This is a genomic window from Collinsella aerofaciens (genome assembly GCF_015560135.1).
Lineage (GTDB): Bacteria > Actinomycetota > Coriobacteriia > Coriobacteriales > Coriobacteriaceae > Collinsella > Collinsella aerofaciens_AN.
The window spans coordinates 1-20,063 of sequence record NZ_JADMRH010000024.1; the positions used below are offsets into that span (position 1 = coordinate 1).

The following is a 20,063-nucleotide window of genomic DNA, read 5'->3' on the forward strand; positions in this document are numbered from 1 at the left end:
GCCTCAAGAAGGAGTAACATCGGGACTTGCAGCGACGGACCTCAGGACGCCCTTACACCACGTCTGCGCGCGCGACCTTTGTGACAGTACTCATATTTGGCATTTTTTGCCCACGACCCTCAAGGGACATGCGAATCGCACAACGCAGCCCCCATAAGAGCGTGGGGCAATTCGGCGGCGCTATACTAGCTCGTGCATAAGGTCGCAATTTCGCGCATATAGCTCATCAAAGATACGGCGGCGCGATGCGTACAGCTCATGAGCGTCCATATCAGGCTCGATCGTTTGCGCGACCCCAAGAACCCGGGCAAGCTCACCCCATGATGAATAGGCGCCGCCAGCAAGTGCCGCCATAAGAGCATCGCCAAAACATGCGCCCACCGTAACCTTCGCAACCGAGACCTCACGACCGCAGACATCGGCAATCGCCTGCATCCATACCGGATTCTTAGTTCCGCCGCCCACGAGCATGATGCGCTCGATGGGAAGCCCGTGCTCGCGCTCGATGATGTCGACATGAGCCGCAACAGTGTAGGCGATCCCTTCCAAAGCCGCGCGGACCATATGGCCTCGGGTATGCCTTTCGGTCAGACCGAAGAACACGCCACGCGCCTCGGGATCGTTGAGCGGGGTGCGCTCGCCCGCAAAGTATGGAAGACACAGCAGGCCATCTGCTCCAGGACCTACCTGCCCGGCATCGTGCGCCATGACCTCATAGGCATCGGGGCCGCCGGAGTGTTCGGCATCCATGACATCGCGGTACAACTCGCGTCGCAACCACGCCGTCAACGCACCTGCTGTATTGGTCCCGGCGCAGATGCCGTAGGTTCCGGGGATGATGAATGTCCCTGGCCATAGACGAGCGTCATCGACCATATGGTCCGCCAAATAGATAAAGTAGGCCGTGCTCCCGAGTTGCACCATCATGTCCCCGGGGCAGAACACTCCAGTAGAAATCGCCTCGGCGCCCGAATCGCCTGTTCCGACAAGCACCGGCGTATCCCTCGCAAGACCGGTTTCAACCGCCGCCCGATCCGTGATTACGCCGGCGATATCGGTCGCCGCCATGACTTCGGCCATCTGGTCGGGACGGCAGAACCGCGCGCACCCGCGCTCATTAACCTGCCACGTCTCACGATCGTATAAGGGAAGGAAATCCTCGGCAAGGTAACGGTCGATCGTAAACCTGCCGGTAAGCTTGGCGCATAGATAGGACGAAGCCGTAAGAAACTTCGCCGCCCGCTCATGGACCTCGGGCATATTCTCCTTAAACCAAAGGACCTTAGGGGCGATATCCGACGAACACGGATCGTGTCCAAAGAGCTGGCGAGCGCGATCGGGACCATATTCGGAAAGAAGCTCGTCAATCTGCGGCTTCGAGCGAGCATCGACCCCGTAGAGAATTGCCGGAGCCAAGGCGTGGCAATCTTCATCGACTGGCACGCAATCACAGCCCAAAGCCGACAACCCTACGCAGCGGATCTGGCTCGCCTCGATGCCCGCGCACTCGATAAGCTCGCGAGACAGCCGGCAAAAATCACCCCACCAAATCGCTTCTGTATCGTGCTGATACCAACCATCCTGAGGGTTCTCGGTTTCATGTTGGCAAGATGCCTGCGCCACAATTCGACACTCCGCATCAATTAACACGCCCTTGGACGCACTCGTTCCAATGTCGATGCCAAGATAGTACGGCATGCCGCTCACTCCCCTCTCGCGGCACGGGCGGCAGCCATGAACCGCGCGACCCGTTCGGCTTCGACAGGGGCGTCGAGCTTGCCGTCTCGCTTGAGGCAGGTACCGACAAACGCGCCATCATAATGCGAAAACACGTCTGCAACGGTAATCTCGCGACATCCCGTTCCACATACCACCGGCACATCGCCAACACGGACGCGCACCTCGTCGGCAAGCTCGCCCGAAGCGCCGCGCCCGGCAGCAGACCCGCCAATAACAAGGGCGTCGGGTAGGCAGTTGAATACCAGCGAATCGGCAATATCGGGAGTCGATCGGTCGTTAAGGTACACCTCGCCCTCGCTTGTGATGAAATGGAACATCTTTAGGTCATCCAGACGCAGGGCGGCACGGCGGCGCATGGTGTGCGCAAAGTCACGATTGATCAGGCCAAGATCGCCAGCCCAGGCACCGCAGAAATTGCAGCGTGTAAACTGCGCCTCAACGGCGGCGCACAGCTCGATCGTGGCATCGCCGTCATAAATAGCCTCTGCACCCCAAGGGGTCGAGAAATCTGCGGCAAGAGCTCCGATGACATGCCCCATAGCGGCAAGGGTCACTGCCGACACATGCTGCTCGTAGGGCATCGATAGCTCATTGGTGATCAGAATGCCGTCCACGCCACCCGACTGCAGCGCTTCGAGATCGCGCTTGGCGGCATCGATCACGCGCGAAACGCTGCCGCCCGGATAATACAGAGGATCGCCAGGCAGCGGCTGCAGATGCAGCATGCCAATTACCGGTTTCTCGGTCCCAAACATCGAAGCCATAAACGACATGGTCAATCTCCTTTAGCTCGCCGACTCACAGACATCAACTGCTACTCGCCCAGCACCTCAACGAACACTTTTCGCTTCTGAGGTCCATCGAACTCCGCAAGGTAGATGTTCTGGGCCCCGCCACATACAATGTGGCCGTCTTGAACGGGGAAGAAGCAGCTATTGCCGCAAATCATGCTCTTGATATGACCACAGGAGTTATTGCCCGTGGCACCATAGCTCGGCAAGAAATGAGCATGCGCATAGGGGGCATCGGGCGGGGCAATGCGATCGAGCGTCTCCATGAGATCGGTCTCCACGCACGGAAGCCCCTCGTTCACCACGATGCCGCAAGTCGTATGCGACAAAATAATCGCTGCCAGTCCATCGGTCACCGCACTACGCTCGATGGCGGCATGCACATCTTCTGTGATATCGATGAGCTGGTCGGGCGCCGTCGATAGATAGCTCAATGTCTCGAGTGTCACCATGTCACTCATCACCTTTCAGAAAACGCAGCGCCGTACCGGAATACAGATTCTCCCGCGCCTCATCGCGCATGGGCACAGTATCAAGCGCCCGCTTGAGCTTGAAGGCGCGGAAGCGTGGCGTATTGCTGGCAAACATCACCTGATGAGACAGGGCACGCTCATACCACAGCGGTCCCATATCGACGGTGAAGAGCCGCTGCATCATTTCTTCGGGCGAATCGATATAGGTAATAGAGGCATCCGTATAGCAATTGGGATACTTGAGCAGCATCGCCACGGTCTCGCGCACCCAGGGCCAGCCAAAGTGCGTCAGGTTAAAGCGCACATCCGGATGCGTTGCGATGGTGTGCTCAAACGCAAGCGGGTGGCTTCGCGAAAGCTCCGCACCCGGCTCCCAGGACATACCGGCATGGAAAACCACCGGCTTGTTGTAGCGCTCACAGAGCTTGTAGAGCGGCTCGGCCACGGCATCATCGGGCGCAAAACCTTGCTTTGCCGGATGCAGGCAGAGCCCCTTGGCCCCCAGCTCGGTAAAGGCACGCTCCAGCTCATCGGCGGCGCCACTCACTTGCGGGTCCACGCTCGCGAATCCCCATAGGCGATCGGGGTGCGCGGCAACAAGCGCGGCAACCTGGTCGTTGGTGCCAAAGTGCCCGCCGCACGCCGTGGTCACATCGAGCGGCATGAGCACGCTTTTCCGCACATCGCAGACATCCATTTCGGCCACGAGCTCATCCCAGTCCATGGGGCCCATGTGCCCCATGCCAAACTCACGCTCCCAAAAACCAAAGCCGTCTGGCTCGTCGCCTGGCGTATAGATCTCGCCGTAGAGCATGGGCTGGACCAGCATATCGATTACCATCTTGCACTCCTTTCCAGGCTTTTATTCCTAGTACGGTTCGAACGACCCAATGACTCGGGACGAAAGCTCGGCACCGGCATGCATGCACGCCGGCACGTCAAGCCCATCCAGTACACCCTTGGTGAATCCGGCGATATACGAGTCGCCGGCGCCCACGGTATTGACAACCTTCTCGGCCGGCACGATCCCACATTCATAGAAGCGCTCACCGTCATAGGCGATGCTTCCCTTCTCGCCAAGTGTGGCGACTGCCACGCGCGGGCCCAGCTCCTGCACATGGCGCACCCAGTCGCGCAGCTCCGCGCTATCCTCCTCAAACGACATAAAGGCATAGTCAACGTAAGGAAAATGGTTCTCACAGGCGTATTCGGGATCTTGACTGAACACCGAAAAGTCCATGACGACGGTCTTGCCTGCCTCGTGCCATTCGGGCAGCAGGTCTAAGCAGTTTCCAAACAGGTCGGTATGGATGACATCGTGCTCCAGGATAAATGCCCGGTCATCATCGTTTGGTCAGTACGTTTCCATGACACCGTCAATCGCTTCGAGATGCACGCGGTCGACGCCGTCCTTCAACGCCATGAGCATCACCGAGGTATCGCCGTCCTCCACGCGAAGATGCGAGATGTCGAACCCCTCGGCAGCCAGCGCCTCGCGCATTTTGTCTCCGTACTCGTCCTTTCCGACGACCGACACCGCAGATACCGATATGCCCATTCGCGCCAGGTGGATACCCCAGTCGATGCCATTGCCAGTCGGATAGAACACGCCGATGTTTTGGTACACGTCCGCACAGCAAAAGCCAGCTGCACATGCTTTGATATCCATAGTCTTCTCCAGCAATCAAAAAGGGGCCCACCCAAGGCGAGCCCCTATCCGAATTCCGATGTAATCTAGCGTCAGTCAGCCAAGGCTTCAGCCCCAAGCCTCCCAGCGCTTTCTCAGGCTACTCGGTGATCGGAGCTCCGTGGCCCCAAGAGCCCTCCATGCCGCACACAGTCGAGGCAAAACCTGCCGCAAAATCGAGCGCACGCTCAATGGCCTCAGGTCCGTCCTCGCCGCGCTTGGCGGAATCGAGATAGCACATCAGGAATGAGGTCAGGAACGAGTCACCGGCTCCCATGGTGTCCTTCATGTCCGTTACGGGCTTTGCCAGCTGGCGATAGTAGCGCTCGCCGTCATAGGCGATGCAGCCCTCGGCGCCCGCCGTTGCGGACACAAAGCGCGGGCCCAAATTCTTAACCCAAGCGAGGCGCTCGCGAATCTCATCCTCACTTGCAGCATCGGCAGCGCTAAAGAAGGCGAAGTCGACAAACGGGGCAATCTGCTCATAGTATTCATCGGTGGAATCGTCCGAGAAGTCAAACGATACGGTGATGCCTGCAGCCTTCAGCTTGGGGAGCTCGCGCTCGGTAAAGCAGTAGTTGCCCGAGTGGACTACGTCGAACTGCTTCATGTATGCCAGATCGAAGCGATCGAGCACATAGCGCGCATCGCCACGGATGCCGCCCTCGTTGGAGCCGAGGAATACGCGGTCGCCATCGACCACGGTCACACGCGCCGCGCCGTTCTCGCCAATAAGCTGCTCGCACTTAGCGAGCTCGATGCCCTCATCCTCGAGACTTGCAATCACATGCTCGGCAGCGGCGTCGTTACCAAAGATGCCCATGTACGCGGAGCGCGCGGCGCCGCACTTCTTGGCGTAAACGGCAAAATTCACCGCATTGCCGCCGGGATACATGGTATGGATATGCTCATAGCGATCGACGACGTTGTCACCGAACCCGAGCGCGTTCACGTTAAAAGCCATGGTATCCATCCTTCCTAGTACTCAACAACGCCCATGTAGCGGCGGAAGTCGGGGTCGTGATCGAACACCTTGCCGCGCGCTGCACGCAGCTCGCAGTTCATAGCGTAGAACAGCACCGGATCCAGATAGGCACGAACGCTCGCCGGCACGGCCTCCATACCGTACTCCTTGGCATCAAGCACCATCAGCGTGTCGGTATGGGTCTCGAGGAACGCCAGGGCGCGCTCGTCCATAGGACGGCACTCGCTCGAGCCCATCTGCAAGAAGTAGAAGACGCCATCCTGGGTAGCCTCAAAGGGGCCATGGAAGTACTCGGCGGAGTGGATATAGCTGCAGTGCTGCCACTGCATCTCCATCAGCGAGCAGATAGCGAAGCCGTACGTCTGGCTAAAGTTGGGACCGCTGCCCAGGATATAGAAGAACTCATGCTCCTGGCAAAGCTTGGCGAAGCGATCGCCCAGCTCGGCATTTACCTTTTCGCGTGCGGGAGGCAGAATCTTATCCATTTCGGCAATACCGGCATACATGTCGGCGAGATCGGCGTAGCCCTCCTGCTGGTCGAGCAGCTCGGCCGCGAGCGACAGCGAGATACCGGCAGGAACTTCGGCCTGCGGAACGCCCTCGCCCCACGGGTACACCCAGGTGACCCACTTGCCATTATCGATCTTGGAACCGGCGTTATCGGTCTGCGCGATCACCGTCGCGCCCGCGGCAAGGGCAATCTCGCAGCCCTCGACGACCTCGGGGGTATTGCCGCTGTGACTGCAGGCAATGACCAGAGACTTCTCGCCCAGGCGACGGGGACGCATGATGTCGAACTCACGGGCCGTATAGATATACGAGGTGAACGTCGTCGCCTCGCGCTGCAAGAGCTCATGGGCCGGGATCAGATCGATCATGGAGCCACCGCAGGCGATCCAGTAGACGCTGTCGAACTTGCCCTTCTCGGCAATTGCTTCCTTAATCAGATCATGTGCGTTCATGTTTAGTTCCTTTCCAGCTTGGCCGGCCATGCAGGACGTGTCTTGCATGGCCGAGCAAAATCTTATCTAGTCAATCAGATACTTCTCGAAGGCGGCCATGTTCTTGGCATCTGCCGCCGCCGGATCATCGAAGTAGCGACCGTCCGTGATTTCCTGGCCCAACATGCCATCGAAACCATGGGCGTTGAGCGTGGCGACGAAGGCATCCATATCGTGCTTGCCGTCACCCCAGACCAGATGGCCATAGGGATCGCCGTCGATAAAGTGCATCTCGTGGATCGCACCGTCGCCAAATGCGGCAAACCAGTCCTCGAGCGACTCACCCGCAACGCCCATTGCGGTCGTATCGACCATAGGCTGCAGGTACGGACTCGCGACCTCATCAATCATGCGCTTAGCATCGGCGACGGTCGTCACAAGGCTGCTCTCCTCGGGACGCAGGCTCTCCATCGTTAGCACCAGACCGTGCTCGCCGGCATACTCCGCCAAGATGGATAGGTGCTCGCGACTGCGCTTCCACGCCTCTTCGCGATCCTCGTCCCAGTCACCCCAACCCGAGTTTACGGACATGCGGTCGCATCCCAGCACCTCGGCAAGCTCGATGCCATGCTTGAAGTACGCCAGGCTCCGCTGCTCATGGAGCGGCTTACGAGCGCAATACTGCCATGGGTAGACCACGTTCTCGGGACAGAGCGTCCGATAGCGCAGACCACGGTCGACGGCCTTTTTCGCCAGAACCTCGGCCTCAAAATACCCAGTGTGATCGAGCGTCACATGGGGCTCGGCGCACCACAGCTCGATGGACTCAAAGCCCAGGCGCTGTTGCGTATCCAAAAAATAGTCGAGCGACCACATGATGTAGTGGATGTTCATGCCCGCGATCTGCTCGCGACGCAGCGTCGGTTTGGTTTCAGGCATGCTAAACCTCCTTATTTCGGTCGAACACGATACGTCCGTCCGACATGGTCATATCAACAGCAAGGTCACAAGCATCATGGTAGTCAAGGCCAAACACATCGCGATCGAGCACACAGATGTCGGCAAGCTTACCGGCCTCGAGCGTCCCCAGCTCATCCTCGCGCATGAGGTCATATGCGCCCCCTGCCGTCCACGCACGAAGGAGCTCGGCAATCGTCAGCGTATTGCCCTCATTCACGGACAAACCGTCGGCAAAGAAACCGCCGCATGCGCTAAATACTGATTCGCCCAAGCTCGGAATCAAGAGCGGGAGGTCGGTGCCACAGCACACCGTGCACCCCGCGTCTTCCATACCGCGACGGTTCCAGCTGTGCAGCAGTCGGACCTCGCCGATCTGCCGACGCATCATCGACAGGCAGTCCTCGCGTTTATCGAGCGTGAGGATCTGGGGGTAGACCTCGCAGATTCCGCCCAGCTTGCCAAACAGGGCAAGGTCTTCCGGATCAGAGTTCTCGAGGTCGGTAATCGCATGGCGTCGAAGCATGACTCCGTGTTCATCTCGCGGCAGCGAAGCATACAGCGCAACGGTGTGGCGAACGGCGCCGTCACCCTGACAATGAAGCGAGTAACGGAAGCCCTCGGCATCAATCGCGCGCAGCTCGTCCTCAATCAAACCCCACTCGGGCTCCTCGACAACCGTCTTGCCGGCAGCCCCTGCATCGGCCGTCTCCTCATAAGGATCGATCATCTCGGCAAGTCCTGCCCACACGCCACGATCGGTCATACGGTTGAAGCCCGAGAAACGAACAAACGGTCCCTGGAAGCGATCGCGCGCCGCACGAGCATAGGACAGATTCGCCCCGGCGCCCACCGGCTGCGACATCATGGAGACGCGAACCGTCAGCTCGCCAGATTCCTCACGACGCGCCATCTCGTCGGCAAATCCGTAATAGTCGTCGAAGGCCATCTCTTTGATAGCCGTGACACCGCGAGCGTTCAGCATCGCCATGTAATCAGAATACCCGGCGCGTACCTCGGGAAGCGCCAGGAAGTCCCGCATCATACGCCAGGTCTTCTCGGCGTAGCAGGCCTCGGGCGTAAAACCATAGCGCTCGCTGGCGGCGGCGTTGAGAACGCACGTCTCGGCACCCGGAGTAAAGCAAACAACAGGAACGTCTCCGAAGGCGTCGTCGAGCGCTGCCGCCGTTTTTTCATTCTCGGCGCCTTCGGCGAGCGATGCGGGAAGGTCGTGCCCAAAGGCGGCGGCACAATCGAGATGGGCATCCTTCCACAAACGCAGAAGCGCTACCACTTCGTCGACGTCAGAGGCTTCGGATAAGTCGGCTCCCAAGCTCCGCAACGCCCAGCCCGTATAGAACGTATGCACATCGACCAAGCCAGGCATGACCGTTCTGTCGCCACAATCGATCACCTCATCTGCCTGGGCGAGAAACGAGTCTGCCTCGCCAGCGCTACCGACGGCTTCAATCCGATTGCCGCGTACCGCGACAAAACCTTCAAACGGCTGGTCTTCCGTACCGGTGAAGACGCTCTTGGACGTCAGCACCGTCAAACGATCGGACATCGCGACCTCCTTACGCCGGAAGCATGCCGGAGATGGCGGTAATGACCAAGCCAAACACGACCATGAAGATGAAGAACTTCCAGATGGTCTTCCACCATTGGCCAAACGAGATCTTTGCCACGGCAAGGCCCGCCACCGTCATACCTGCCACGGGGCTAATGGTGTTAATGGTCTGGTTGGCAAACTGCAGCGCCGTTACGGCGGCTTCGGGGTTGAGGCCCATAAGCTCGGTCAAAGGACCCATGACAGGCATGGTAAGCGCGGCCAGGCCGGAGCTCGAAGGAACCAGGAAGGACAGGAGGCCAAGGACAACGTACATGAACGTGGTGTACACGGCGGCAGGGGCTCCAGCAAGCAGAGTGGCAAGTGCCTGAAGGATGGTGTCGATAATCATGCCGCCCTCGGCGATGACCAGAATGCCGCGAGCGATACCGATAACGACGGCTGCGTAGGCAAAGTCGGCAAGACCCTTAACGAACTCATCGGCGATGGTCTGCTGGTCAAGACCGCCCAGGATACCGGCGAGCAGCCCCATGCCAAGGAACACGGCAGAGATCTCGTTCATATACCAGCCCTGCGTAACAAGACCCCACACGATAAGCGCCATACCACCGGCAAAATCAATCAGCACGAGCTTCTGGCGAGTGGTGAACTCTTCCTCGATGGAAGCATCGGTCACGGAGAACTCAATGCGCTTGAGTTTGTCGTCCTCGAACGTAACGGACGACTTGGGGTTCTTCTTGACGCGCATGGCATAGCGCATGGCCCATGCGATGCCGGCGGCGGTGAAAATAACCCATGCAACGGCACGCAACCACAGCTGCGGGTTGCCCTCGATGCCAATGATGCCCTGCGCGATCAAAACGTTGAACGGGTCAATCGTCGAGGCGCAGTAGCCCAAGTTGGGACCGAGGAAGCAGATGATGAATGCCGTCATGGAGTCATATCCGATGCCCATCATGATGGGGATGAAGATGGCATAGAACGGCAGGGCTTCCTCAGACATGCCAAACGTGGTGCCGCAAATGGACAACAGCGTCATCGTGATGGGAATAATCAGAATATCTTTGTTTTTGAGCTTCTTGATTACTCGGCTCATGCCAGCGTTGAGCGCATTGGTCTTCGTGATGATTGCAAACGAACCACCAATCAGCAAGACAAAGGCAACGACATCGGCAGCCTCCTGAATGCCCTTAGTGGGTGCTTGCAAAACCGCAAAGATGTCCTGCCCCAAGTTGGTGGTCTCGCCGGTCTCGGAATCGGTGTAGTTCTTGTCGACCTGTTCATAGGTTCCGGCAACGGCGACCTCACGCTCGCCTGCCGCAGTCGAGATCGTCTTGCGCTGGTATTGGCCAGAAGGAACGACCCAGGTTAAAACTGCAAAAACCACGATCAGCAAGAACATGATCGTATAGACGTGCGGTAATTTGAATTTGAAACGTCTGTTTGTCTTCTTCGCCTTCGTATCTGACATAGATACCTCCAAAGAACCCGAGACCTTATCGTGTCTCGCTTTAACGTTCGCGCAATGCAAACGTCCTATGACGTTCTATAGATTATCAGCGTGTTTTTAGCACTTCAAGGATATTTCGGACAGGTTGCGAAGACTCGGGTGAACGGTCGTTCAACGGCGGCGAACGGCAAAAACGCCCGGCAGGCAATTTAGCCTGCCGGGCGTTCTCTTGATCAACGTCCTAAATATCAAAAACGTAGCGCGATCCTACAATCCGCTGTCGGCCGATGATAAACGGCCGCTGCTGCTCGTCATAGAAATATGCCTCCATATAAAACAGAGGCTCTCCCGTGGGAACGGACAGCAGCCGGGCGACTTCGGGTGACGCACACGCGATCTCAAGCGTGCACGGCTCGGTGCGAGCAGGCCCGCGACCCGTCTGTTCGCGCACGACCTCGAAAATTGATTGATCGGTAAGGTCCGCCTTCGCCAAAAAGGCGTTGTCTTCATAAACGTACGTGTTGTTCTCGAGCATCACGGGGATGCCATCGGCGGTGCGCACGCGTTCGATGCAGATCAGCTCCGACCCAGCGGGAACGCCAAAAAACTGCGCTTCGGTAGCATCGGCCGGCAACACTTTTCTTGAGACAATACGCGCCCCGGGCTCCATCTCGTTGACGCGGCAGGCGTCCGAAAAACTCTGAACGTCATCCTTCTGGCGGATTTTACGCTTGAGCTTGGGGGCGTTTACAAACGTGCCCCTCCCCTGCTGCTTGGTTAGGTAGCCCTGCTGCACGAGCTCCTCAATGGCCCGCCGAACGGTAACGCGACCAACTTTGTAGCTTTCGGCCAATTCGAATTCATTCGGTATCCGAGCGCCCGCCTTATAGGTACCAGAATTGATGTCATTTTTGATGATATCGATAACCTGTTGATATAGCGGGATTGCCGCTTTTCCGTCGGTCAACCCTTCAGTCGATGGCATTTGCCCTCCCCTGGCAAATATGGAATCAATAATCGGTGCGGATTACGCATCGCCAGTCCTACGCAAGCTCCAGCAGCTCCGGCAGCTGGTCGATGATCTTGTCAGCGGCATCCTGGCTAAAGCCGAAGCGCTCCTCGCGTTTGGCAATCACCGTCAGACCCGCTCGCTTACCTGCCGTAATGCCAGGGACAGAGTCCTCGACGCAGCAGCAACGGTCCGCGGGCAACCCCAGCAGATCCAGCGCATGCAGGTAAATATCGGGCTCGGGCTTGCTCTCCTTAAACTGCTCGCCGCTCACCACGTACTCAAAGGCATCCGACAGACCGCACGCATCGAGCACTTCCTCGATGCTGTCCATGGGAGACGAGCTGGCCAGCGCCACGCGAACGCCGCGGCGCGGGAGCTCGCGAATCGTCTCCACGGCGCCCGGATTGATCAGGGTCTGATAATCGCGCGGTCGTTTATGTGCCCACTCATCCCAGCGGGCCAATGCCTCCTCGCCGGTAAAGTGCCCCTTTCCGGCGCGCTCAAACCAATCGACCAGCATATGCAAAAAGAACTGATGCGAGGTGCCAACCTGCCCGTTCAACTCCTCTTGGGTCAGGCTCAGCCCAAGCTCTTTGGCAAACGCAGCGGTCTCCCCCAGGTAGTAATACTCGGTATCGACGATGACGCCGTCCATGTCAAAGATAACGGCGTCGAACGGAAATGCGGACACGGCACCCTCCCTAACAAAAAGGCGCCCGCAAGCGGACGCCCGAACCATGCACTATCGGCGATTCTAACCCAGCAGCTTGTCGAGTGCCACCGCGATGCCGTCTTCGTTGTTATTGGCGGTCACCATCTGGGCCACGGCCTTGACCTCATCGACGGCGTTACCCATGGCAACGCCCGTACCCGCCCACTCGATCATGGACTTGTCATTCTGGCCGTCGCCAAACGAAACGACCTCGCTGGCATCGATGCCAAGCTTGGGCAGAGCGCCCTGAAGCGCACGTGCCTTATCGATACCAGGCGCCGTAAACTCAAAGTACCAATCTGCCGTGAACATGCCCGAAAGCGTCTCGGTAAAGGGCGCGTACATCTCCTCGTGATGTGCCTGCAGATAGGCCGGATCGCCCGCGGTAAGCAGCTTGTCTACGGGGTAAGTATCCGCGACCTCATGAAGGCTCTCGACCTCGCGAATCTTAAGATCGCACGCATCGCGCTCGTACTTGACGATGTTCTTCTGCGAACCGTCCGGCAACGTGATCATGCAGCGATACGAGTCCACGACATGCAGGTCGCGACCGAGCGAGATCATGGGGATCACGTCAAAGTTGCGCAGGTGGTCGAGCAGGCGGTGCAGCTCGTCAACCGGCATAGCCTGGTCAAACAGCACCTCGTCGGTCTGGGCATCGACAACGTGCGCGCCGTTAAAGGCCACGAGCAGGCCATCGTGATTCTGAAGGTCGAGCTCCTGGGCCAGGGCATGAAGGCCCCATGCAGGACGGCCCGAAGCCAAGATGAGCTTGATGCCCGACTCCTGTGCCGCGAGCAGTTTCTCGCGCGTGCGCGGGCTAATCACCTTCTGGTCGTTGGTGAGCGTACCGTCGATATCCATTGCGATGGCTTTGATTGCCATATATGCCTCCCTGCATTGAGTTTGCCGCGCACCATCATATCCGAGCCGAGCATCCCCCGAAGAACATTTTTGAAAAAGATACTTGCCAAATCGCTGGAGCCTGATTAAGTTAAAGATGACCGCAACGTTGGTCACCATTTGATCGAGCATATTCAGTTTCAGTTTTCAGCGTGTAAGAGAAAGAAGATCGGCATATGAACACCAAGCATCTTTTATCGACAACTAAATAACGGAGCAAGACCGCCCGAGGCGCTCGCTAACGTCAGCTGTCCCGTCTAAGCACGGAGCACGCCCATCACCCGGCAAACGTCCTTCGAGCATATTGGCCCCATAGCACCCAATCCAGCACATCAAGAACCGCAAGCACATCACCAACGACACCCAGCACATCACTCGCAAGCAAGCACATCACAGATTGGAAACGCCATGAACACCCATCCCCAAACCGCCGGCACCGTCCTCCAGGCCCGCATCGACCGCGCCCTACACGGTGGCTACGACGCCAGCTTCGCCGCTGCCACGATTGCAAACTTCGCCTTGCTGTCCATCGACGAGGCTCTAAGTAACCACGAGTTTTCGGCGAATCGCTGTGCCGAGATCATGGACGACTCGGCCGTCCGTGAGCTGACCGACCCTTATCTCGGACCCCACGGCAAGACCGACGGCCCGTATACCATGGGCCATCTAGCGCATATGATCACGGCACTCGATACCAAGTTGCGACTCGACATGGACGACGAGACGCGGATGACATTGATGGATCATCGATACGATCTGCAAAACGCTCTGACGCTTCCCATTCACGACCTCGCCATGGGTCTCAACGCCTTGGAGGCGCGGCACCAGCAGGCAAACTGCGGGCAGGACGATACGGCAGACCCATCGGGACCACCCAGCATCATGGTGCTCGACCGCGAACGTTACAACCGCGCAACCGCCCGATTCCAGGCCGGCCCGACGACGGTTCGCACCCTTATCGACATGCTCCGCATACTCAGCCTCAATCGTCTCTTCGACGGTTATCGAGCATTGGCGCCTGTTGGCCTTCGCACCCAGACAGTCCGGATTATCGATATCCAGCAGCGGCAGTTCGAGCGCTACCGCGATGAATGGGAGATGAGCCAAAGCATCGTTCACTTCTACCTGAAGCGCTACGGCCCCAACGAATTTCCCGATGATCTCGAGCGCCAGCTGCACCTTGCCTACACCGCGCCCATCGCCACGCTGCTGCGCTTTGGCGCGTTCGACAAAGCGCTGGCTAATGCCGGGAGCCATAAGGCCGCTACCGAGCTTGAACGCAGGCTCGAGCGTGCCTTCGAAGCTTAAAGACGGGCACGCATAGCCCCACTCAGATCCACTACATTCAGAAAGGAGTCCCCATGGACACCACCCAGAACCCCATCATCAGCCCGCTCACGATGCGCGAGTCGGCTCGTGGCGTAACGCTCACTTCCGTCTACGACGAGATGCTCGCCCGACGTGAGCTTTCCGTCGTGGGCGACATCAACAGTGCGATGGCACACGATCTGTGCCAGCAGATTCGTCTGCTCGAGGCCGCAGACCCCACGGCCCCCATCACGGTCTTTGTTGCCAGCCCCGGCGGCAGCGTGCGCGCCGGCCTCGCCATCTACGACACCATGCGCCTCTCGCCGTGCCCCATCCACACCGTCTGCCTGGAGTTTGCGGCCTCTATGGGCGCCATCATCTTCATGGGTGGCAACGAGCGCCGTATGACGCCCCATGCAGAACTCATGATTCACGACCCGCTCATCCCGCAAGGAGCTGGGGGCTCGGCCCTAGCACTCCAGGAAACAAGCCGGCGTCTCATGCAGACCCGCAAGACCCTGACGCAAATCCTGTCTGATCGAAGCAGCCTTTCGGCCAAGCGTATCCAAACACTCACGGCAAAGGATACGTACCTTTCGGCCGAGCGCGCCGTCGAGCTCGGCTTTGCCCACGGCATTCTCACCTCGACCAAGGAGACCGCCCATGTCTAACCTCAACACAGCCCTGCATGCCCCGGCCCCCACCATCCTTGCGCAAGCCCACGCACTCTCGTGTGATACGCGTCAAACGGGCCTCAACAACAATATGCTCGTAATCGGGCCTTCGGGCGCCGGCAAGACCCGCAACGTTCTTAAGCCCAACCTGCTGCAGATGAATGCGAGCTATATCGTGCTCGACACCAAAGGGACGCTTTGCCGCGAAGTCGGACCCGTGCTTGCCGCGCACGGCTATCGTGTGCAGCGCCTCAACTTTGCCGATCTTGACGATACGGCCACCATGCCCAAGGACGTCGAGCAATGCGGCTACAACCCGCTCAACCACATCCGCCGCACCAAAGACGGCAAGCCCAACCAACAGGACATCATCTCGGTCGCCAAGGCCATCTGTCCCGTCGAGGACCAAACCCAGCCGTTTTGGGACCATGCGGCCGCCAACCTGCTTTCCTGCCTGATCGCCTATGTGTGTGAGCAGCTGCCCGTGGAGGAGCAGACGTTTTCATCGGTGATCGACCTTTGCGAACATCTCCAAGACCGCGCCACGGCACGCCTCTTCAACGACCTGCAGACCACCGACTCCACAAGCTATGCGCTCTCGCTCTGGCGGCGCTACTCCCCCACCATCACGGCCGAAAAGATGCATGCGAGCATCATGGGCATCCTTGCCGAAAAGGTCATGTGCCTGGGCTTTGATGGTGCACGCCGTCTGTACACCGATGCGAATCAGATCGATTTCGCGGCTCTGGGATGCGAGCGTCGAGCGCTCTTCGTCACCGTCAGCGATCTCGACCGTAGCCTCGATCCACTCACCAACCTGTTTGTAACGCAGGCCTTCGCGGGACTCATCCGCTACGCCGACGCGCAGCCCGACGGTCGCCTTGCGATACCGGTTCGATTTATGCTCGACGACTTTGCCAACCTGCAGATGCCGCAAATCGATAACGTTCTGTCCATCATCCGCAGCCGCGAGATCTGGGCAACCCTATTGCTGCAGTCAACAAACCAGCTCGATGCGCTCTATGGCGAGGCGCGCGCTCGCTCCATCATGGGCAACTGCGACACGCAGCTCGTACTAGCCTTTCAGGACCCCGAGAGCGCCCGCGTCTTTTCCGAGCGTGCCGACGTGCTGCCCAGTACGCTCATGGCAACGCCCGTCGACCGCTCTTGGCTGTTCGTCCGCGGCCGCGCTCCCCAGCAGGTCGAGCGCTTTAGGCTCGAGGACCACCCGCTCTACACAGAGCTCCCCGAAGCCCAAAGCGTCCAGGTCGAATTCACCAGTAGCAGCGCTCGTCTTCCGGCGCGCCCTCGACGATTGCGATGCCCGCCGAGGCGCCCAACGCGCTGGCGCCCGCCTCGATAAACGCAAGGGCCTCCTCGTAGTTATGGATGCCGCCCGCCGCCTTGATTGCCACAGCGTCGCCAAGCACCTCGCGCATCAGCTGCACGTCTTGAAGCTTGGCGCCGCCAAAGCTTCTGCCGGTCGACGTCTTAAGAAAGCCCGGCTTAGCCTCAAGGGCAATTTCGCACACGCGACGCTTGGCGGCATCGTCGCCGTCCAGTTTGCACATCTCGACGATTACCTTATCGGTGATACCGCGCTCGCGGCAAAAATCGGCGATTGCGGTCATCTCGTGCTCGATGGCGTCAAAGTCACGGTTCTCGACCGATTCCTGGTTCAACACGTAATCGATCTCGGTGAAGCCACATGCGGCATATTCTTCGAACCTCGCGAGCTTTTCCTCGAGCGTCATCGTACCCTGAGGAAAGTCGATAGCGCCGGCAAGGATGATGTCAGAACCCTCGAGCATGGCGCGACCTGTCGCATACTCCTGCAGATTCGCAAACACGCAACGGAAATCGTACTTCAGCGCCTTCTCGACATACTGTTCAAACGTGTCCTCAGGCGCGTCGATATAGTCAATGTACTTATTGATGGGCTTGGCAAGGGTCATCCTGAACCTCCCTATTTAGGACCGGCAATCGATTCGTGGTTTCGCGCGAAAAACCACGTTCAATGTACGCCCATAAAGCATGGCGCTCACCTACCTTCCGGTAAGTGGTATGAAATCAGCCGTAGAAGTATATCACCAACGCCGCACAGTATCCTGAGGCATGGCAGCCCCACATGCCCTCTCGATGCGACTTGCCCCATCCAAACAGCAAAGGGGCCCGCATCCCAACGGATGCGGGCCCCTTTCAGCCATAAGCTAACTCAGCGGCAAAACTACTTGCGGTGAGCGCGATAGAACTCGATGAGCGCCTGGGTCGAAGCGTCCTGCTCGGCCTTGGCGGCGTCGTCGTGGAAGGCAGGGGTGATCTGCTTGGCAAGCTGCTTGCCCAGCTCAACGCCCCACTGGTCGTAGGAGTCGATGCCCCAGACCGTGCCCTCGACAAACGTGATGTGCTCGTACAGGGCGATGAGCTCGCCGAGCGCGAACGGGGTCAGCGTGTCGCCGAAGATCGAGGTCGTCGGACGGTTGCCCTCAAAGCAGCGGGCCGGAACGATCTGCTCGGGCGTGCCCTCGGCGCGCACCTCATCGGCTGTCTTACCAAAGGCGAGCGCCTTGGTCTGGGCCAGGAAGTTGCCCAGGAACAGCTCGTGCACGTCCTGACCGCTGTCGGTTGCGGGGTTGGCAGTGTTGGCGAAAGCGATAAAGTCGGCCGGGACCACCACGGTGCCCTGGTGCAGCAGCTGGTAGAAGGCATGCTGGCCGTTGGTGCCGGGCTCGCCCCAGAAGATCTCACCGGTGTCGGAGGTCACGGCGCTGCCGTCCCAGCGGACGTGCTTGCCGTTGGACTCCATGGTGAGCTGCTGCAGGTAGGCCGGGAAACGGTGCAGGTACTGGCAGTACGGCAGCACGGCGTGGCTCTTGGAACCGAAGAAGTTGACGTACCAGACGTTGAACAAGCCCATCAGCGCGACGGCGTTGTTCTCGAGCGGCGTGTTGCAGAAGTACTCGTCGATAGCATGGAAGCCCTCGAGGAACTGCTGGAAGCGCTCGGGGCCGAGCACGACGATCAGCGACAGACCCACAGCAGAGTCAACAGAGTAACGGCCGCCGACCCAGTTCCAGAAACCAAAAGCGTTAGCGGGGTCGATGCCGAAGGCCTCGACCTTCTCGAGTGCGGTGGAAACGGCGACAAAGTGCTTGGCCACGGCCTCGGCGTTCTGCTCATCGGAACCGTCGATAGCGCCCTGGGCCTTGAGCTGCTCGAGCATCCAGGTCTTGACCTCGCGGGCGTTGGTGAGGGTCTCAAGCGTGGTGAAGGTCTTGGAGACGATGATCACGAGCGTGGTCTCGGGGTCCAGACCCTTGAGCTTCTCGGCCTGATCGTTGGGGTCGATGTTGGAGATGTAGCGGCAGTCGATACCGGCGTCGGCGTACGGACGCAGGGCCTCGTAGGCCATGACCGGGCCCAGGTCGGAGCCGCCGATGCCGATGGACACCAGGTGCTCGATCTTCTTGCCGGTAACGCCCTTCCACTCACCGGAGCGCACGCGCTCGGCGAAGGCATACATGCGGTCGAGGACCTCGTGCACGTCGGCGACGACGTCCTGGCCGTCAACGATGAGCTGACCCTTCTCGCTTGCCGGACGGCGAAGCGCGGTGTGCAGGACGGCGCGGTCCTCGGTGGTGTTGATGTGCTCGCCGGAGAACATGGCGTCGCGGCGCTCCTCGAGCTTCACCTCGCGGGCAAGATCGCACAGCAGCTTGACGGTCTCATCGGTCACCAGGTTCTTGGACAGATCGAAGTGAAGGTCGCCGGCGTCAAAGCTCAACTTATTCACGCGGTCGGCGTCAGCGGCGAACCAGGCCTTGAGGTCGATGCCCTCGGCCTCGAGCTTCTCCTGATGGGCCTCGAGCGCCTTCCAAGCGGCAGTCGACGTAGCGTCGATGGGTGCGGCAACAGTTGCCATAAAGTCCTCCTCAGCATACGGGCGCACGCCTCCATGCGCCCGGACATTCAGATGCCACTATTCTAGCGCAGGTCAAGACCATAATCAGCGAGCGTTGCCAATCGGCCCCCAAACGGCGACCGGCCAAAAAGGGACAGGTTTGTTTTGGCAGGTCAAACGCTTTACCAATCAAATAGAACCTATCCCTTTATGGTAAATATTAGGCCGCGGCGCACACGCTGCCGAGCAACTCACGCAGAGGAGACCCAATGCCCTCCAGCAGTTCGGGCGCGATAATGGCGAAAACGGGAACCTCGCCGGCACCCACAACGGCGGGCACTTTTCCCTCGGAGACGATGCATCCATAAGGCACAAAGCCGTCCTCACCGGCATCGAGCGCCGCCATACGACGGGCGAGCTCGCGCGCAAAGCCGGCCGTATCGGCATCGCCGATCGCCAGGACAAAGTCCACGCCTTCGTCGGTCGCCAGGGCCACGGCTTCGTCGATCAGCTCGTCTCCCCCGTCGCCCCCGACCAAACCGCAGCGGAAAAGCACGCGCTCGAGCAGGGCGCGATCGAGCGAGCCCAGCGCCGCCGAAACGAGCTCATCACGCGTGTGCTTGTCGCCTCCCAGCACGACCAGCGCCTTGGTGCCACCGTAGTGGGCGACCAATCGTCCACACCAGCGAGCCACATCCCCATCCGCAACCAAGCGCGTCGGCATACCAAACCCATAGTTGACCATCATCCCCACAACCCTTCCGTGCTTTATGGTGGTATCGATCGTTAGGCTCATGCTACGAAGCGAGCTTTTCCGAGCTGTTTCGCGCTCTTTAGGGCTGCGTTAAAAACCGACCAAAAAGGGACAGGTTTGTTTTGGCAGGTCAAGCGTTTTACCGACCAGAATAAACCTGTCCCTTTTTGGCACGTTTTGACGGTGTCCGGTCGAGCGGGTATTA

The 20,063-nt window shown here is 59.1% G+C and carries 20 protein-coding genes; 3 read left to right on the forward strand and 17 right to left on the reverse strand.

Annotated elements, in window-relative coordinates:
• Positions 1–180: 180 nt before the first annotated feature.
• The 14 genes from I2H19_RS08735 to I2H19_RS08795 all read right to left on the reverse strand — a co-directional run bounded on the left by I2H19_RS08735 (position 181) and on the right by I2H19_RS08795 (position 13,203).
• Positions 181–1,698 carry an FGGY-family carbohydrate kinase gene (locus I2H19_RS08735; RefSeq protein ID WP_195622402.1) on the reverse strand — a complete coding sequence of 506 codons (1,518 nt, stop codon included), beginning with the start codon at positions 1,696–1,698 and terminating at the stop codon, positions 181–183.
• 5 nt (positions 1,699–1,703) lie between these two features.
• Positions 1,704–2,513 (reverse strand): BtpA/SgcQ family protein, encoded by an 810-nt coding sequence (locus I2H19_RS08740; RefSeq protein WP_195622403.1) that lies wholly within the window; start codon positions 2,511–2,513, stop codon positions 1,704–1,706.
• Positions 2,514–2,554: 41 nt separating this feature from the next.
• A complete protein-coding gene (locus I2H19_RS08745; protein WP_229089870.1) occupies positions 2,555–2,992 on the reverse strand; it encodes a secondary thiamine-phosphate synthase enzyme YjbQ in 438 nt (145 codons plus the stop codon).
• Positions 2,985–3,845, reverse strand: coding sequence for an amidohydrolase family protein (locus I2H19_RS08750; RefSeq protein WP_195622404.1), 861 nt, complete (start codon positions 3,843–3,845; stop codon positions 2,985–2,987). The genes I2H19_RS08745 and I2H19_RS08750 overlap by 8 nt, the downstream gene beginning before the upstream one ends.
• A 27-nt stretch (positions 3,846–3,872) precedes the next feature.
• Positions 3,873–4,232: a PfkB family carbohydrate kinase gene (locus tag I2H19_RS09975; protein WP_271745851.1), complete on the reverse strand. Its 360-nt coding sequence runs from the start codon at positions 4,230–4,232 to the stop codon at positions 3,873–3,875.
• A 126-nt stretch (positions 4,233–4,358) separates the two neighbouring features.
• On the reverse strand, positions 4,359–4,673 hold the full coding sequence (locus I2H19_RS09980) for a PfkB family carbohydrate kinase (RefSeq protein WP_229089871.1): 315 nt from the start codon (positions 4,671–4,673) through the stop codon (positions 4,359–4,361).
• 118 nt (positions 4,674–4,791) lie between these two features.
• Positions 4,792–5,655, reverse strand: a complete 864-nt coding sequence (locus I2H19_RS08760; RefSeq protein ID WP_195622405.1) for a PfkB family carbohydrate kinase — start codon at positions 5,653–5,655, stop codon at positions 4,792–4,794.
• A gap of 14 nt (positions 5,656–5,669) precedes the next feature.
• Complete coding sequence (locus I2H19_RS08765) at positions 5,670–6,638, reverse strand: SIS domain-containing protein (protein WP_195622406.1); 969 nt, start codon at positions 6,636–6,638, stop codon at positions 5,670–5,672.
• 66 nt (positions 6,639–6,704) lie between these two features.
• A complete protein-coding gene (locus I2H19_RS08770) occupies positions 6,705–7,556 on the reverse strand; it encodes a sugar phosphate isomerase/epimerase family protein (RefSeq protein WP_195622407.1) in 852 nt (283 codons plus the stop codon).
• 1 nt (position 7,557) lies between these two features.
• Positions 7,558–9,141: an amidohydrolase gene (locus I2H19_RS08775; protein WP_195622408.1), complete on the reverse strand. Its 1,584-nt coding sequence runs from the start codon at positions 9,139–9,141 to the stop codon at positions 7,558–7,560.
• Between the two features lie 10 nt (positions 9,142–9,151).
• Complete coding sequence (locus I2H19_RS08780; protein ID WP_195622409.1) at positions 9,152–10,615, reverse strand: YfcC family protein; 1,464 nt, start codon at positions 10,613–10,615, stop codon at positions 9,152–9,154.
• A 220-nt stretch (positions 10,616–10,835) separates the two neighbouring features.
• Positions 10,836–11,579: a GntR family transcriptional regulator gene (locus I2H19_RS08785; RefSeq protein ID WP_195622410.1), complete on the reverse strand. Its 744-nt coding sequence runs from the start codon at positions 11,577–11,579 to the stop codon at positions 10,836–10,838.
• A 58-nt stretch (positions 11,580–11,637) separates the two neighbouring features.
• A complete protein-coding gene (locus tag I2H19_RS08790) occupies positions 11,638–12,297 on the reverse strand; it encodes an HAD family hydrolase (protein WP_324252744.1) in 660 nt (219 codons plus the stop codon).
• Between the two features lie 63 nt (positions 12,298–12,360).
• Positions 12,361–13,203, reverse strand: coding sequence for a Cof-type HAD-IIB family hydrolase (locus I2H19_RS08795; RefSeq protein ID WP_195622412.1), 843 nt, complete (start codon positions 13,201–13,203; stop codon positions 12,361–12,363).
• 426 nt (positions 13,204–13,629) lie between these two features.
• Between I2H19_RS08795 and I2H19_RS08800 the strand changes: the two genes are divergently transcribed.
• From I2H19_RS08800 to I2H19_RS08810, 3 genes are read left to right on the forward strand one after another with little or no spacing between them, the layout of a single operon-like run.
• Positions 13,630–14,529, forward strand: a complete 900-nt coding sequence (locus I2H19_RS08800) for a hypothetical protein (RefSeq protein WP_195622413.1) — start codon at positions 13,630–13,632, stop codon at positions 14,527–14,529.
• Between the two features lie 53 nt (positions 14,530–14,582).
• The gene (locus I2H19_RS08805) at positions 14,583–15,200 is read left to right on the forward strand and encodes a ClpP family protease (RefSeq protein ID WP_195622414.1); all 618 of its coding nucleotides are present in this window, start codon (positions 14,583–14,585) and stop codon (positions 15,198–15,200) included.
• Positions 15,193–16,566, forward strand: a complete 1,374-nt coding sequence (locus tag I2H19_RS08810) for a VirD4-like conjugal transfer protein, CD1115 family (protein ID WP_195622415.1) — start codon at positions 15,193–15,195, stop codon at positions 16,564–16,566. Before I2H19_RS08805 ends, I2H19_RS08810 begins: the two co-directional genes overlap by 8 nt.
• On the opposite strand, the gene deoC is transcribed toward I2H19_RS08810, so the two are convergent.
• The 3 genes from deoC to I2H19_RS08825 form a co-directional block, all read right to left on the reverse strand.
• Positions 16,478–17,158: a deoxyribose-phosphate aldolase gene (gene deoC / locus I2H19_RS08815; RefSeq protein WP_195622416.1), complete on the reverse strand. Its 681-nt coding sequence runs from the start codon at positions 17,156–17,158 to the stop codon at positions 16,478–16,480. The two genes, I2H19_RS08810 and deoC, sit on opposite strands and share 89 nt — an antisense overlap.
• Positions 17,159–17,430: 272 nt before the next feature.
• Complete coding sequence (pgi, locus tag I2H19_RS08820; protein WP_117637472.1) at positions 17,431–19,125, reverse strand: glucose-6-phosphate isomerase; 1,695 nt, start codon at positions 19,123–19,125, stop codon at positions 17,431–17,433.
• A 199-nt stretch (positions 19,126–19,324) separates the two neighbouring features.
• A complete protein-coding gene (locus I2H19_RS08825) occupies positions 19,325–19,852 on the reverse strand; it encodes an iron-containing alcohol dehydrogenase (protein WP_195622417.1) in 528 nt (175 codons plus the stop codon).
• Positions 19,853–20,063 lie beyond the last annotated feature (211 nt).